This window comes from Pseudomonas sp. MWU12-2037, from assembly GCF_023242345.1.
Taxonomy (GTDB): domain Bacteria; phylum Pseudomonadota; class Gammaproteobacteria; order Pseudomonadales; family Pseudomonadaceae; genus Aquipseudomonas; species Aquipseudomonas gingeri_D.
This window is the reverse complement of the sequence record NZ_JALLIZ010000010.1, coordinates 35,749-50,192: the sequence shown is the minus strand read 5'-3', so window position 1 is coordinate 50,192 and position 14,444 is coordinate 35,749. Positions and strand designations below refer to the sequence as shown.

General features: G+C 57.8%; 16 protein-coding genes, 1 tRNA gene and 2 pseudogenes. 12 read left to right on the top strand and 7 right to left on the bottom strand.

Annotated features, from left to right (window positions below; all coding sequences use genetic code 11):
• Positions 1–235 precede the first annotated feature (235 nt).
• Positions 236–2,293 (top strand): methyl-accepting chemotaxis protein, encoded by a 2,058-nt coding sequence (locus M5B42_RS19250; protein WP_248746741.1) that lies wholly within the window; start codon positions 236–238, stop codon positions 2,291–2,293.
• Between the two features lie 115 nt (positions 2,294–2,408).
• A tRNA-Met gene (locus M5B42_RS19245) sits at positions 2,409–2,485 on the top strand.
• A 97-nt stretch (positions 2,486–2,582) separates the two neighbouring features.
• Here the strand turns inward: M5B42_RS19245 and M5B42_RS19240 are convergent.
• A pseudogene (locus tag M5B42_RS19240) lies at positions 2,583–2,714 on the bottom strand (AraC family transcriptional regulator); the annotation flags it as partial.
• A gap of 59 nt (positions 2,715–2,773) precedes the next feature.
• On the opposite strand from M5B42_RS19240, the gene M5B42_RS19235 reads away from it, so the two are divergent.
• Positions 2,774–3,619, top strand: coding sequence for a LysR family transcriptional regulator (locus M5B42_RS19235; protein WP_248746740.1), 846 nt, complete (start codon positions 2,774–2,776; stop codon positions 3,617–3,619).
• A gap of 334 nt (positions 3,620–3,953) precedes the next feature.
• Here the strand turns inward: M5B42_RS19235 and M5B42_RS19230 are convergent, their stop codons facing one another.
• On the bottom strand, positions 3,954–4,286 hold the full coding sequence (locus tag M5B42_RS19230) for a hypothetical protein (RefSeq protein WP_248746739.1): 333 nt from the start codon (positions 4,284–4,286) through the stop codon (positions 3,954–3,956).
• Positions 4,279–4,608 carry a hypothetical protein gene (locus M5B42_RS19225; protein WP_248746738.1) on the bottom strand — a complete coding sequence of 110 codons (330 nt, stop codon included), beginning with the start codon at positions 4,606–4,608 and terminating at the stop codon, positions 4,279–4,281. Before M5B42_RS19225 ends, M5B42_RS19230 begins: the two co-directional genes overlap by 8 nt.
• Before the next feature lie 440 nt (positions 4,609–5,048).
• On the opposite strand from M5B42_RS19225, the gene M5B42_RS19220 reads away from it, so the two are divergent.
• The 4 genes and pseudogenes from M5B42_RS19220 to M5B42_RS19205 all read left to right on the top strand — a co-directional run bounded on the left by M5B42_RS19220 (position 5,049) and on the right by M5B42_RS19205 (position 8,052).
• Positions 5,049–5,390: a hypothetical protein gene (locus tag M5B42_RS19220; RefSeq protein ID WP_248746737.1), complete on the top strand. Its 342-nt coding sequence runs from the start codon at positions 5,049–5,051 to the stop codon at positions 5,388–5,390.
• 713 nt (positions 5,391–6,103) lie between these two features.
• On the top strand, positions 6,104–6,415 hold the full coding sequence (locus M5B42_RS19215) for a hypothetical protein (protein WP_248746736.1): 312 nt from the start codon (positions 6,104–6,106) through the stop codon (positions 6,413–6,415).
• Between the two features lie 2 nt (positions 6,416–6,417).
• Positions 6,418–7,254, top strand: a pseudogene (locus M5B42_RS19210) (AMP-binding protein); the annotation flags it as partial.
• 531 nt (positions 7,255–7,785) lie between these two features.
• On the top strand, positions 7,786–8,052 hold the full coding sequence (locus M5B42_RS19205; protein ID WP_103497528.1) for a hypothetical protein: 267 nt from the start codon (positions 7,786–7,788) through the stop codon (positions 8,050–8,052).
• Between the two features lie 103 nt (positions 8,053–8,155).
• On the opposite strand, the gene M5B42_RS19200 is transcribed toward M5B42_RS19205, so the two are convergent.
• Positions 8,156–8,461, bottom strand: coding sequence for a hypothetical protein (locus tag M5B42_RS19200; protein ID WP_247263316.1), 306 nt, complete (start codon positions 8,459–8,461; stop codon positions 8,156–8,158).
• Positions 8,462–8,913: 452 nt separating this feature from the next.
• Complete coding sequence (locus M5B42_RS19195) at positions 8,914–9,249, bottom strand: hypothetical protein (RefSeq protein WP_103497530.1); 336 nt, start codon at positions 9,247–9,249, stop codon at positions 8,914–8,916.
• Positions 9,250–9,478: 229 nt separating this feature from the next.
• Here M5B42_RS19195 and M5B42_RS19190 point away from each other — a divergent pair, with 229 nt between their 5' ends.
• The 3 genes from M5B42_RS19190 (at position 9,479) to M5B42_RS19180 (ending at position 10,931) form a co-directional block, all read left to right on the top strand.
• On the top strand, positions 9,479–9,700 hold the full coding sequence (locus M5B42_RS19190; protein WP_247263302.1) for a hypothetical protein: 222 nt from the start codon (positions 9,479–9,481) through the stop codon (positions 9,698–9,700).
• Positions 9,701–9,792: 92 nt separating this feature from the next.
• Complete coding sequence (locus tag M5B42_RS19185) at positions 9,793–10,455, top strand: YafY family protein (protein ID WP_306110044.1); 663 nt, start codon at positions 9,793–9,795, stop codon at positions 10,453–10,455.
• 104 nt (positions 10,456–10,559) lie between these two features.
• Positions 10,560–10,931, top strand: coding sequence for a VOC family protein (locus M5B42_RS19180; RefSeq protein ID WP_103497532.1), 372 nt, complete (start codon positions 10,560–10,562; stop codon positions 10,929–10,931).
• Between the two features lie 92 nt (positions 10,932–11,023).
• On the opposite strand, the gene lysA is transcribed toward M5B42_RS19180, so the two are convergent.
• On the bottom strand, positions 11,024–12,262 hold the full coding sequence (gene lysA / locus M5B42_RS19175; RefSeq protein WP_103497533.1) for a diaminopimelate decarboxylase: 1,239 nt from the start codon (positions 12,260–12,262) through the stop codon (positions 11,024–11,026).
• A gap of 193 nt (positions 12,263–12,455) precedes the next feature.
• Here lysA and M5B42_RS19170 point away from each other — a divergent pair, with 193 nt between their 5' ends.
• Positions 12,456–13,349, top strand: coding sequence for a LysR family transcriptional regulator (locus M5B42_RS19170; protein ID WP_248746813.1), 894 nt, complete (start codon positions 12,456–12,458; stop codon positions 13,347–13,349).
• Positions 13,350–13,359: 10 nt separating this feature from the next.
• Here the strand turns inward: M5B42_RS19170 and M5B42_RS19165 are convergent, their stop codons facing one another.
• On the bottom strand, positions 13,360–13,791 hold the full coding sequence (locus M5B42_RS19165; protein WP_103497536.1) for a nuclear transport factor 2 family protein: 432 nt from the start codon (positions 13,789–13,791) through the stop codon (positions 13,360–13,362).
• Positions 13,792–13,990: 199 nt separating this feature from the next.
• On the opposite strand from M5B42_RS19165, the gene M5B42_RS19160 reads away from it, so the two are divergent.
• Complete coding sequence (locus M5B42_RS19160) at positions 13,991–14,383, top strand: tautomerase family protein (RefSeq protein WP_248746735.1); 393 nt, start codon at positions 13,991–13,993, stop codon at positions 14,381–14,383.
• Positions 14,384–14,444: the final 61 nt, after the last annotated feature.

Here is a 14,444-nt window from a genome sequence, read left to right as displayed (position 1 = left end):
AGCTAACAATCGGTTTTTTCCCGATGAAATGGCTGATAGCGTAACGCCATTGGTCTGAATCTTGCGTGCTCTGAGTGCTTACAGCACGCCCCCTTACAAAGGGAGCCGAGAATGGGAAGTTTCGCTACAACGGCTAACCTACACCGCCTCACAGCCGGACTTCCGAAGTATCTAATGACGGCACCCGTTACGATCGCACCAAAATCGTGCGCGGTGCCCTGAGGAGTAGTCGACCATGCACGCTTTTTTATCACCGGGGATTCGACTGCTGGGCCACTTCGGGTTCGCCCGCAAGTTTCAGGTACTGTTCCTGTTGTTCATCGTCCCACTGATGGGCAGCCTGTACCTGATCGGCCAGGATTATCGCAGCAAGCTGGCACTGATCACTGAAGAGCGCGCCGGCGTCCATCAACTGCTCTCCCTCGATTCACTGGACAACCTGCTGGAGGCCCAGCGTGATCGTGCCGCCCGTTGGCGCGCCACGGAAACCAATCGGCAGCCGACACCCGCCACCCTGGCGGCCATGGCAACACTGGACAAGGCCCAACCGGAGATCGACCAGGCCGTCGAGGCACTGGGCAAGACCCTGCAAAACGAAGGTGCCGATGCCGACACCCTGAAGCGCTACCAGATCCTCCAAGCCGCCCTGAGCGGCCTCGACTCCGCCAGCCTGAGCAAGGTCGGCTGGTGGCCGGACGGCTACGATCGTTTCACCAGCGCCTTGAGTGCATTGCAAGCGTTGCGCGAACAAATCGCCATGGACAGTCGCCTGATCCTCGCCCCCTGGATGGAAACCTACCTGCTCACGCAAATCGCCACCCAGCATGCGCCGGACCTGATCGAACGGGTCGGCCGGCTGGCCAGTGTCGGCCAGGCCTCCGTGGTCTCGGGCCAGTTCAGCCTGCAAAGCCGCCTGCAATTGAAGGACCTGCGTAGTCGTATCGGCGATGCCCGGGACCAGTTGACCAAGACCGGCAACCTGCTGGAAAGCCGTCTGCCGGCGGAGCTGAAAAGCTGGGCCGAGCGTTACCATGCCAGCCTGACGCACCTGGACGAGGGCCTCAAGGTGCTCGACGACGGCATGTTCGGCGGCAGCATCACCCTCAAGCCCGATGGCTTCGAACAGGCCCTGGACAAAATGCTGGGTGAGCTCGCCAGCTTGCGCCAGGACAGCCTCACCTCCCTCGACAGTCGCCTGGACTATTACCACGGCGCGGCCATCCGCCAGTTCAGCCTGTTGGCGGCGATCTTCGGTTGCCTGCTGCTGGCGGCACTGTACTTGTTCGTCTGCCTGCAAGCCTCGATCCGCCGTAGTGCCAGCGGTATCACCTTGCTGGCCGAATCCCTGCGCGACGGCAACCTCTGCTTGCAAGTGCCGGTGGAGGGGCGTGACGAACTCGCGGCCATCAGCACCGCGTTGAACGTCGCCGTGGTGCAACTGCGTACCAGCCTGCAGGGGGTCGACCATGAAACCCTGCAGCTGAGCGCGGCCGTGCGCACCCTCAACACCCACTCCAGCGGTGCCCTCAGCGAGGTCGAGACGCAACAGGCGCAGATCAGCCAGATCGCCGCGGCGGCCACCCAACTGGCGGCCACCTCCCAGGGCGTGGCGCAGAGTTGCGAACAGGCTTCCGGCAGTGCCCAGAACACCCAGCGCATTGCCTCGGAAAGCAGTCGCGACAGCCAGCGCACCACCGCCAGCATCCAGCAGTTGAATCAACGCCTCAACGAAACGGCAGCCGCATTGGGCCGGGTCAGCGAGCAGGGCCAGCAGATCCAGCTGGTGGTCGACACCATTCGTGGGGTGGCCGAACAGACCAACCTGCTGGCCCTGAACGCCGCCATCGAAGCGGCGCGGGCCGGCGAGCAAGGGCGGGGCTTTGCGGTGGTGGCGGATGAGGTGCGCAGCCTGTCCCAGCGCACGCAATCGTCCACCGCGCAGATCGCCAGCACCGTCGACAGCCTGCGCTCCACGGTCAGCCAGGCGGTGACCTTGATGGAAGCGGCCTGTATCCAGGCCGAGACCGACGCCCAATCGGTGACCGGACTGGGTCAGCGCCTGGTGGAAATCGCCGGCGCGGTGCAGACCGTCACCGACACCCTGGCGCAGATCGCCACGGCAGTGGACGAGCAGGCGAGCACGGCGGATGAGGTCAGCGGCAATATCCAGCAAATCGACCAGGCCGCCGTACGGCTGCTGGAAGGGGCTCGCGCCGTTAACCGCGCGGCGGACAGCCTGAGCGAAGGCAGCAAGGCTCTGAGCGACAATACCGGGCGTTTCCGCCTGAGTTGAGACGGCGTTGGCCCGCGGTTTTCACCGTCGGGCCTTAACCGGTTGATAGCGCAGAGAAAACTTTCAGATATTTGCTTGACACAATAGCGTTACCGGCGAATAATGCGCGCCACTTGGCTACATAGCTCAGTTGGTTAGAGCATAGCATTCATAATGCTGGGGTCCGGGGTTCAAGTCCCTGTGTAGCCACCAAGTACTAAAAACGGCTTACCGAAAGGTAGGCCGTTTTTTTATGCCTGGAGAAAAGTGCCAGGCCGGGCAAGCCGCTCCCGATCTCAAAAAGGCAGGTCTCGGCGGCCTGAAAAAGCCGTGCGTCCCAGGAAAGCCCACCCGGGATAAATGGCAGGGATTTGCCGCCCAAGACTGACTGGATAAGTGCCGAGTCGAGGTAAATCATACGGTAGCGAAAGCCGGCTTCGGTACAGGTGTCACTGGCCATGGTAACTTCATTACCTTCGAGACAGGACCTCCAGTTCAACCATGAAAATGCCCGACATCGACGCTATCCAGGCGTTTGTCCTGGTCGCGGAGCTCAAGAGCTTCACCCGCGCCGCTGATGTTATAGGCGGCACCCAGGCAGCGATCAGCCTGAAGATAAAGCGGCTGGAAGAAACCCTGGGGCGCAAGCTGCTGGAACGCACGCCGCGGCGGGTAACGCTATCTGCCCATGGGCAGACTTTCTTGGCCAGCGCACGGCATTTGCTGGATAACTACCAGCAAGCGCTGAACTGCTTCGGCAAGCAGAAACGCACCCTGCGGGTCGGCGTCAGCCATCACATTGTCGGGGCCGATCTCACCCTGTGGCTGCGACGTATGGCGAACACCGACCCGGAGGTTATCGTCGCCTTCAGCCTGGGCACTTCCCGGGACATGCTGGAGAACTACGAGCAGGGCAAGCTGGATGTGGCCTTGATCCTGAGGCACGACAACCGACGCCAGGACGGCGAGGTGATTGGCGCGGCACGATTTAGCTGGATGGCTGCACGCGACTTCGAACTGCCGCCCGGAGCACCTTTACCCCTGGCGATACAACCGGCGCCCTGTGGCATGCGGAGCATGGTGATGGCGGTGCTACAAACACAGAATCGCCCTTGGGAAGAGGTCTTTGTCGGCAGCGGGATTCTGGCCATCGGCGCAGCCGTCGCCGCCGGCATCGGAATAGGCGCGATGGTCGGGCGCATGGCTCCCAACGGCTGCGTCGACGTGGCACAGCGGATCGACCTGCCGCCCCTGCCCTCTCGTGAAATCGTGCTCTACACCGCGCAACGCGACGCCCAGGCGCAAGCGCTGATCAGTACTTTGAGCGCAGACATTTCAACTGGTTGAGCTAGAAGAATAAGCGTCCAGTCAAGGCCATCATCATCGTCAGGCTCAGCAAGCCCAGGCTGACGAGGACGAATGCCGCGAGATGTACAAGTACGATCATGAGCGACCGCATTCGATACTGTTCCATATTGGCTTCCTTGGTGGGCTCCAGAAGCAGCAGTATGGGGAGGGGGATAGTGCGTGAAACAGACGTCGCGGGCTATTTCAGTGATAACCAAGTACTAAAAACGACTTACCGAAAGGTAGGCCGTTTTTATGCCTGGAGAAAAGTGATGAGCAAGGAAGGCAAAAACGAAAGGCCCGGAACGGGGCCTGGCTTGGCAAGGTTCAGGATTTATGGGTGAATGAATTTTGCTGCTGTGAAGGCAAGCCCCGCGAGAACAGCTGAGATTTGTACGAAGCGCCAAGTCGAGTCACCGACGACTTTTTGAACGTCAGTAGAGATTGAGCCGCGCAAAGCCTCCACATCCGACTTGGTTGCCATGTTTTTCTCAACGTTGTCGAGTTTTGTCTCGACGCGAGCAAGCCGTTCCCTGATCTCAGGGATTGCTTTCTCCAGTGCGGCTACGCGCGCTTCCATGGGGTGATCTCCAGGCGGTTCCTCACCACCAGTATTGCTCGAACCCTCTTTCTTGTCATCCCAGCGACCAGAAACGACATCACCCATTTTCTTTCTCCATGGCAGACAAGCCTTCCACAACTTTTTTAACGCTGGTGTAAGCCATGTAGCCGCAGCTTGGGCACTCCATCGAGAATGTTGGATGCGCCACTCGCTCAGAAAACAAATCCTCTGGTGACACCCCATCCATCCTGGTGATCATCATGCAGGACTCAACGCCCATTCCCAGGGACCTGTCGATATAGAAATTCCACTCTCCATCGTGGGGGCATACCGGACAAGAGCTTGAGCGGCCAACCTTTACCAGAAAGCTTATGAATTGGTTCAACGTGATCCGCCATTCCTTTGGTATAGAGTCGTTGTCTTCCAACCTTCACTCCTCAGTAAATCGCCTTATTTTTGACCACTTCACCGCAATGACTGGACGGATAGCCCTCATCCAACCAAGCGCTCTTACTCTATCCCCCGGCGCTTTTCCTCGACCAGCAAGACACATCTCTTTTCATCGTCTGAAATTTCCTAGAAACTTCCGACCTGTTGCGCCTGCCGATTTCGCTGGCTAGCCTTGAGTCGTCACTGCCAAATCAGTGGCCGGGTTTAGCAGCCTGGAATCTTTAACATTGGGCGCACAGCGCCACCCAAGTCGGGCGCAATTTTTTTGCCTCCGTTTTATGGTGGCTGTGCGCAGGGCACCTTCGGGTGCGCCGGGTTTCTCCAATGTTCCGGTCTGCTAACCTGCGTACAGCTGCCACCCTCCTTCGTTTAGCAGCGATAGCCGGCAGCTCCATTCAACATTGGGGATGCACAATCATGTTCAAGGTAACGCCCAATCCACCCGCCTCACTCGGCATGGAAACCATCGACCCACAAGCTGTCGACCGCGCCCTGGCTCACTACATACAGCCAGAAGGCCACGTACCAAGGCCTCGCAGCTCGATAGCACCGCACAAATGCCCAGCCACCTCCCAAAGCCGCGAAGACGCTCTGGTCAACGCCAGCTCGATCCTCGACTCCGCTGCCGCCACCGCCTATGAAAATGCCGACAACCTCACAGGTGCCAACCGCAAGGTGGCGATGGGTATCGTGCATCTGATCGAGCTGGCACAGCGGCAGGTAGACTCTGTGATTGAAGAAATAGCCGTGCCGGGCTGACAGAGCAGTGTGATGGGGGCACCAGGCTAAATGCCCTCTCCTTTTTGCCATCCAAAAGCCCTTGCTATTAGCCCCACAAAAAGCCCCGGGCGCCCGTAATGCTCTGGGGCTTTGACCTTGTCCCTGAAAAACGTATTCCTTGCCAGCGCCCAACGTCGCCGCAAGGATATGGCGTGGCTAAGCCCAAGGCAGATCGCGCAAAGCATGCGCTAGCGGCCTATTTGTCTAATTGATTTATCTATTTAAATGAGTTGGCCGCCTGTTTCCTGATTATTTAAATTATCGAATTCCCCGCACAGAAAACCAGCACCGACACCGCGCTGACACGGATCGTGGCGGTGTTCGGCGTGGTGAAGCGTTACTGTGTTTATCTGTTCACGAAGCGCCTGTCTAGCGAGGCAACCGTCCTATCTGTGTAGATTGAAGGAACCGAATAAAGAATTTGGTACAGATTTCAAAAAAAACCACCATACAGATGACCATCTGATTAGTTGTACGGTGAAAAAAACAACGGTCTGGATCTTAGTTTTTCGGTAAAAACGGTAAAAAATATCACGTCATGGATATTGACCACTCTCTAACAAAACACCAACAAGCCAATAAATAATGGCGAATTTATCACTATCTATAAGCACTCAAATACTTTAAACAAATCAAGTTATGAGCCCGCTAGCGTCGCTTTCAACCACCGTTCTTTTGAAAACGCCCACTCAATGGATGAGCTCGCCGTGAACAAAACAGCTGAATTCGACAACCGCCAGGATAATAAAGCCTCACAACTGAAAGCACGAAATGCGTCGAGAATGGCTGAAATAAGCCCTCCACATTTCGACGGCGCTTATGAAAAAAGCCTGATGGGCGTGTCTTGCAGAGTTTTCGAGAACCTACGCATCGAGATTGCCACCCGCGCAAGGGAGGTGATCGATTACACCCGATACGGCTACCTCAGCCTGGACAGTCATCCCAAAGTGCTCGCGATAGCGGTCGCCAACTTTGCCTCGGTCCTTCAGACATACAGGTGCTGAGCATGAATATCGCCAACTGGCTGGACCAAGCCGGCCTTCGCTACCCGAAGCATCCGGCCTTGTTCGAGGGCCGGCAGCAAGTCGCCAACTATGGCGACTTTGTCGCTCTGGTCCGGCACCGAGCTGCGTATCTGATCGACGAGCACGGCATTGCCCCCGGCGACCGTGTCGCGCTGTCCATGAAGAACTGTTGCGAATACCTCGAACTGCTCTACGCCATCTGGTGGGCCGGTGCCGTGGCGGTGCCGATCAACTGCAAGCTGCACCCAGTCGAAGTCGGCTGGATCGTGCGCAACTCGCAGTCTCGGCTGATTTTCACCGATGGCGGCCAGGTGTTCGCGCCCGGAGCCCTGCCCCAGGAGTGTCGAGAGCTGGATCGAGAGGACATGGGAGCACTCACATCAATCACTTCGCCACCGGACACGCCTTGTCCGCGTCAGGCCAATGACGTGGCCTGGTTATTCTACACCTGCAGCCCCACTGATCACTCCCAGGGGGTGATGCTGAGCCACGGTGACATGACGGCCATGTCGCAAGACTGTACGCCCGATGTCGATCCGATCGACGCCATGGTGTATGCCGCGACAATGTCTCACTGCGCCGGACTCTACAGCCTGATCCATGTGCGTCGGGGCGCTCGCCATGTCGTCCCGGAGTCTCGCGACTTCAAGGCCGACGAGCTGTTCGAACTGGCGAGCAGGTTCGGCAATATCACGTTGTTCGTGGCTCCCGCCATGTTCACAGACATGGTCGAACAGGCCCGCCGCCAAGGCTACGACGGCAAGGGAATCAAGACAATCATCTATGGCGACGCGCCCATCTACCCGATAGATCTGCGCAACGTACTGCTCAGGAACAACTACGGCGAGCTCCTCAAGACGGAGCTGAGCCTGTGGTTGAAGGTGAGCGCCAATGACGCCAGTGCTCCCTGAAGAACGTTTTCGCAGATAGCCGAACCTTCGGCGGGATCGACCCTACAGCAGTTTATCCAACTGGGGCTGGTACAGATCGTCATTGCCACATGGAGGGAGGGCTTACGTGAAAATAACGACCGTTATAACAAGGGCCATACTTCTCGTTCAGGAAACTTGAACGCTCACTGACACACGATGTCGGGCCGCCTACTCACTCATGTTCGCTTGCACCTGCACGCAGGATCAAAAGCAAGTTAAACAGTGTACAAAAACCCCCACACAGACCCGACATTACGCTGATAAAGCCGACAAAGTAGTGGTGTTAACCTCTGATCAGCTTCGGGACTTTCCCGCAGCCGGCCCCTCTGAATGGTCAAATAATTCAGAGACTACAAATGACTACCTGCGCCTCTCGTTCCGACTCACGCAGGCTTTCCCAGTATTCCGGAGGTCACGATGTCTATCGGTGCAATCTCAGCTTCGATTTCAACCCCCACCACCGCCACCACCCAGGCCGCGACAACCGCTGCGAACCAGGCCGCTACGCAATCCGCGACCACCAGCACCACCGCCAGCAGCACCGCGGCAACCCATAAGCACCATCACCGCCACGCCGCACAAAGCAGCACCAGCAGCGACAGCGAAAGCACAACCGCTTCGGCCAAACCGTCTGTAAGCGGCAGCGGGCAGAGCATCGGCGAGACCATCAGCGTCACCGCCTAAGCGCTGCTCAAGCCCGTCAAAACAACAAACCCCGCTTCGGCGGGGTTTGTCGTTATACAGCGCAATCCGAGTCATCACGCCAGTGGCCATGAGCCACGAGCCCCTATTGTTGCATCGGAACCGGTTGTGGCTGGTAGTAGTAGCCCGGCGGCGGAGGGGGTGGCGGTGCCTGGTAGTAAACCGGCTGCGGCTGCTGGACGTACACCGGCTGCGGCTGGACGTAGACCGGCTGTTGAACGTAAACCGGTGGCTGGGAGTTGGCGACGACCGTCCCCACTACCGCGGCGCCGACCACACCACCCAGTAAGGCCGCCCCCAAACCATACCCACCACGGGCCTCAGCCTGCCCCGCGACGGCGAGCACGCCCAGGAGCACGACGGCTATTTTTGCTCTTGAGAGCGGAGTCATCATGATAAATCCTCTTTTCTGCATCAAACCGGCTATTTTAATAAACGCTCCGGGAATACTGATCAGACCGTTTTTCCTGGGGAATACGTCACGCGCCAAAGTAAATACTTGGTAAATTCTGTATCCGTTTTGTTACCTTAAACTTTCCCCCGCCGCCCGGCAGTTCCAAAAATGCAGACCCCCCTCATAAATGGATTGAACTCACCGATCCAACACCAACTTCCGGCTATTTTTTGTGTATATAAAACGATACATGATATAAAAAACAGCGCGACATATTAAATGCAGCACGGCGATAGCAGTATGCCTGCACCCTCGCACCCGCCATTTTGACCACGCCTCGACGGCGCAAGAGTGTCAGCCGGGTCCTGCCTTTTGGCCGCGCAAACAAACAGGTCCCGTTTTCAGGTGGGACCTGCATCACTCAGAACATCACGGTGACCAGCGAGCACTTAACGCGGCGCCGGAACCGGTTGTGGCGCGTAGTAGTAGCCCGGAGGCGGTGCCTGGTAGTAGACCGGCGGCGGTTGCTGGATATACACCGGCTGCGGCTGGACGTAAACCGGCTGTTGAACGTAAACCGGTTGGGAGTTGGCGACAACCGAGCCCACTACGAGCCCGCCGACCACCGCACCCAACAGGGCCGGACCGCCCCAACCCCAGCCGTAACCGTGGCCGTAGCCATAGTGGCCGTAACCGTACCCACCCCGGGCATCAGCCTGCCCTGCAATGGCGAGTACGCCAACAAGCAAGACAGCTACTTTCATTTTTGAGAGTCGACTAATCATGATAAGTCCTCTGCATTTGCACCGAACCGGATTTAATAATATCCCCGGGCATACCTTTCAGACAGTTCTTTTTGATGAATTCGCAACGCGCCAAAGTAAAGACTAGGTAAAGTTTGTACCCCGTTCGTCACTTAACATCGAAACCGAATTAAACACCTGCTTTGGGCAGTTTCATGAATACGAAAATAAGCCCGCAAATGAATGGCTTCCGCCCTCCCCCTCTCAACTTTTGACACGTTTATATGTATATAAAACCATACTCGGCGGCGACGACTTCGATGCGCTGACGGCGGAACGCTATGGCTGGCTCAATCGTGCGTTACCGGATGTCGAGCTGGATGGTTTCGTCGACCGGCTTGCCAGACGAATCGCCTCGTTCGACGGTCAGGCCCGGGCGAACGCGCCGCCGGACTGGGCCTTGAGTTCGAGCTGCGCATGGGTCACCACCTAGGGTGGTTGTAGTGCCTTCTCTGATATGAAATTCTCTCAAGCATCACCTTTTTTGAACTCACCTCAATGTCTCGCTCCCAACGTCTCCTGGCCTTGATCCAGATTTTACGGTGCCACCGCTTTCCGGTGGCCGGTGCAGTGCTGGCCCAGGAGCTTGGCATCACCTTGCGCAGCCTCTACAGGGACATCGGGACCTTGAAGGAACAAGGCGCAAACATCGAGGGGGTAGCCGGACTGGGGTTTGTGCTGCACCCCGGCTTTCTACTTCCGCCACTGATGTTTTCAGAGGAGGAGATAGAGGCCCTCGTCCTGGGTTCGCGCTGGGTAGTCGAGCGTGCAGATGAACGCTTGGGCCGGGCAGCACGTAATGCCCTGGATAAAATTTCGGCGGTCCTTCCATCAGGCCTGAGGGACGAACTGGACGCCTCTGCGCTACTCATCGGGCCCAGCACCTCGCCGTTGCCGGTAGACATTGTGCAGCCGCTGATTCGCCAGGCGATCAGGGCAGAACTGAAAGTGGACATCGTCTACCAGGACTTGAAAGGCGAACAGTCCTGCCGAATCATCTGGCCGTTTGCTCTGGGTTATTTTGATGAAGCCCGCGTACTGGTGGCCTGGTGCGAACTGCGTGAGGGCTTTCGGCATTTCCGCAGTGACCGGATAACCGAATTCAAGGTGGCCCAGGAGCGATATCCGCGCCGACGCCAGGCACTGCTGAAGGCTTGGCGTCTACAGGAAGGAATCAGGCCCCAATAGGCGATGACTGCTGACAAAAATGGGTTGGGGCCTGCGTAGGATAGAAAGCGCCAGCCAGCACTGTGCTGATAGCACCACTTCCATCCCAGGCCAGGAGCCCTTCAATGATCAAGCCCAATTTTTTCATCTTGTATGTCGACAGCCCGGAAGCCAGCGCCCGCTTCTACGCCGATTTGTTCGGTAGCGCGGCGATAGAGGCTTCGGCCACGTTTGCGATGTTCGCCTTGGGCTCCGGGGTCATGTTGGGTCTTTGGTCGAAGCACACGGTGGAACCACGGGTCGCCGACATCGGGGTTGCAGGAGAAGTGGCGTTCTCCGTCGCGGAAAAATCGCTGGTTGAGTCAACCTATCAAGCGTGGCTCGCCAAGGGGCTGAGCATTCTCCAGACACCGGTAGAGATGGATTTCGGCTATACCTTTGTCGCCCTTGATCCGGACGGTCATCGACTGCGTGTGTTCGCTTCGTCGGACGCCTAGTGGCGGGCCAGGCGAGCACCTCCCCAGGTCGGCAATCCCACTCACCCGCAGTGTCGGCGGGCGAGTGGGGCCAACTCCCGCTCTCCGCCTTGTCAGTCGTCTTCTTCAAGCAGCAACAGCGCACTCAGCGTCTGGCGCTTCCTGATCAGACGATGCTCGCTACCCGTCACCAACACCTCCGCCGCCTGGGTACGGCTGTTGTAGTTGGAAGACATGGAGGCGCCGTAAGCGCCAGCGGTATGGAAAACCAGATAATCGCCGACCTCGGCACTGGGCAACAGGCGAGACTCGACGATCCCACCTTCAGACTGGGTGAAGACGTCGCCGGACTCGCAAAGAGGTCCGGCCACAACCGTCGCCCGCATAGGCAATGGCTGATCGCGCCGGGTCAGCAACGATATCTCGTGATAACTGCCGTACAGCGAGGGGCGCATCAGGTCATTGAAGCCGGCATCGACCAGGGTGAAATGGTTACCGCCCATTGGCTTGGTGGCACGCACTTCCGATACCAGCACACCGGCCTCTGCCACCAGGAAGCGCCCCGGCTCGATTTCCAGGCGAACCGGGTGGCCCAGATGGCGTTCAATCTGCTTGCGGGCGTGGTCCCATTGGGCAAAGTAATGATCGACATCCACAGGCTGTTCGCCCGCTCGGTAGGGCACTGACAATCCGCCACCGGCTGAAATGGCCTCGATATCCTGATCCAGGCCCACGACCAATTCCGCCATGGTGCTGCACACTTGCTGCAGATGCTGGTAATCCACCCCGGAGCCGATGTGCATATGTAGGCCCACCAGATGCAGGCCGTAGTCCCGAACCAGCCTCAGGGCTTCGTCCAACCGGGTGTGCCAGATCCCATGTTTACTGTTTTCGCCGCCGGTATTGGTCTTGCGGCTGTGCCCGTGACCGAAGCCCGGGTTGATCCGCAGCCATACGCGGTGGCCGGAGGAAAGCGGCCCCAGTTGATGCAGCATGTCAATGGAGCCGATATTGACCTCGACCTGCGTCTCCACTACTCGCTGCAAAGTGGCCCGATCAAACACATCGGCCGTAAACACGATACCTGCCGCTCCCGCCACAGAATCGGTACTGAATCCGGCCTGCAACGCCCGCTCGATCTCGCCGAGAGAAACCGCATCCACCCTCGCCCCGGCCTCGCGCATCAAACGCAAAATATGGAGGTTGGAACAGGCTTTCTGGGCAAAACGCACTGTGTCAAATGCGCAAAGCTGCCGGATGCGCTCTTGAATCAAGCGACCGTCATACACCCACAAAGGAGTGCCATGTTGCTCGGCCAGTTGCAACAGCAAGTTGTCAGCGAGGGTTTTCATATCAGCAGGTCTCAGGCAAGCAATGCGCGCGCAGCAAGGGGCTATCGCGCAGTCGGCGGCATGATGACGAAACAAGACTCAATCATAAAATATCAATATTCAGAAAGATCATTCATTTATGATATGGCTTTCGAAATCGGTGAGCAGATCCATGTCAGCCACGTTGCGCCATATAGAAGTGTTCAGGGCCGTGATGACCAGCGGCAGCGTGACGGAGGCCGCGGCCATGTTGCATACCTCCCAACCGACGGTCAGTCGCGAACTGGCGCGTTTTGAGCAACTGACTCAACTCAAACTGTTTGATCGCGTGCGCGGCCGCCTGCGACCGACGGCACAGGCCCTCTCGCTGTTCGAGGAGGTGCAACGGGCCTACTTCGGTTTGGGGCGGATTCTCAATACAGCGGCGTCATTGCGCGAGTTCGAGCAGGGCCAGCTATCGATTGCCTGCCTGCCGGTGTTCTCGCAATCCTTGCTGCCCAAGGCGTGCCAGCGTTTCGTTACGCAGTTCCCCAAAGCGAGCATGAGCATCACGCAGCAGGAATCACCGTTGCTGGAGGAGTGGCTGTCGGCGCAGCGCTACGACCTGGGGCTGACCGAAGTGGCGAATGCGCCGCCGGGGACAGAGCTGTCCCCCTTGATGACGGTGGATGAAGTCTGCGTCTTACCGACTGGCCATCCGCTTTTGGAAAAATCGGTTCTGGCACCTGAAGACTTTGCCTTGAAACCCTTTATCAGCTTGTCCAGCCTCGATAGCTACCGGCAACAGATAGACGAAATTTTCCGACAAGCCCAGGTCGAGCGACACAGGGTGCTGGAGACCCACAGTGCCGCTTCGGTCTGCGCTATGGTTCGCGAGCGTGTCGGCCTGGCCATCGTCAACCCGCTGACAGCCCTGGACTTCGTCGGGCAAGGCCTGGAGATCCGCCCCTTCACCGTTTCGATCCCCTTTACCGTCAGCCTGATCAAACCTTTGCACCGCCCGGCTTCCAGGCTGGTCAGCCTGTTTGAGGAAGCCTTGCGGGAAGAGGCTGCAGCAATTGAAGCCCGATTGGCGGCGATCAGTGCTCATTCAAGGGTGAACTTGTAGACTCCGGGCATTAGAGATGAAAAGCCTGCCGGCCAACCAGCAACCATTTGCCATGCTGCTTCTGCCAGACTTGGAAGTTCTCGATCTCAGTGGGAATCAACTCGCTGCCCTTGATCGCCTGTCCCGAAAAGTGATGGCGGACGAACGCCACGTCACCTGACAGGGTGATGGTCTGGTTCTGCATCTCCAGCGTCTTGAACGCGCTTTTCCCTGTTTCGATATCGCCGATAAAGTCCTTCTTGCCCTGCACCTTCCCGCTGGAATGCCCGTAGGTCAGGTTCTCGGAGGTCAGGGCTTTCAACTCAGGGATATCCCTGGTCAACATGGCCTGGGTCAGGTGATCCACTGCGGCGGCAACCTCCTTCTCTCCCGTCGAAGGGGCTGCGGCTACGTAGCCACTGAAGAGGCACAGGAAACCAATAAGCAGCTTGATTCTTGTCATGGGGTATTTCCTTGTTGTTATGGGCACGGGGGCGGTTTTAGCTGCCGACGATATCGTCAGTCATCGTACAACAAAACAGGCTTTTGCCGGGCAGACCGACGGACGAAGTGCTTGATGAATCCACCGCTCCGGCCTAGCTTCGTGACACGTGCCGTTGAACGCTTGGCCGTACCGCCAACCTACTCAAAAGGATTAACCCATGCCTTTAGTCAGAATCGATGTGGCCGCCGACACCGCGCCTGAAACCATTGCCACCATCAGCGATGTGGTTTACCTGGCCATGGTCCATACCGCCAATGTGCCTGAGCACGACAAATTTCAAGTTATCAACCGCCATGCCAAGGATGAGTTGGTCTATCCCGCTGACGGCTACCTCGGTATTACCTATACACCGAACATCGTGTTTATCCAGGTGACCTGGAATGCCGGACGAACGGTTGCGGTCAAGAAGGCGTTCTACAGGGCGATCGCCGAGGGGATTCATACCCGGACCGGGCTGCGTAAAGAGGACGTGTGGATCAACCTGATCGATGTAAAACGCGAGGACTGGTCGTTCGGCAACGGCGAGATGCAGTACGCGCCAACGGAATGAGATGACATTTTAAATATTGGGGTGGCGCGCTCAATACGACGCCCCATTGACGGCTACACTA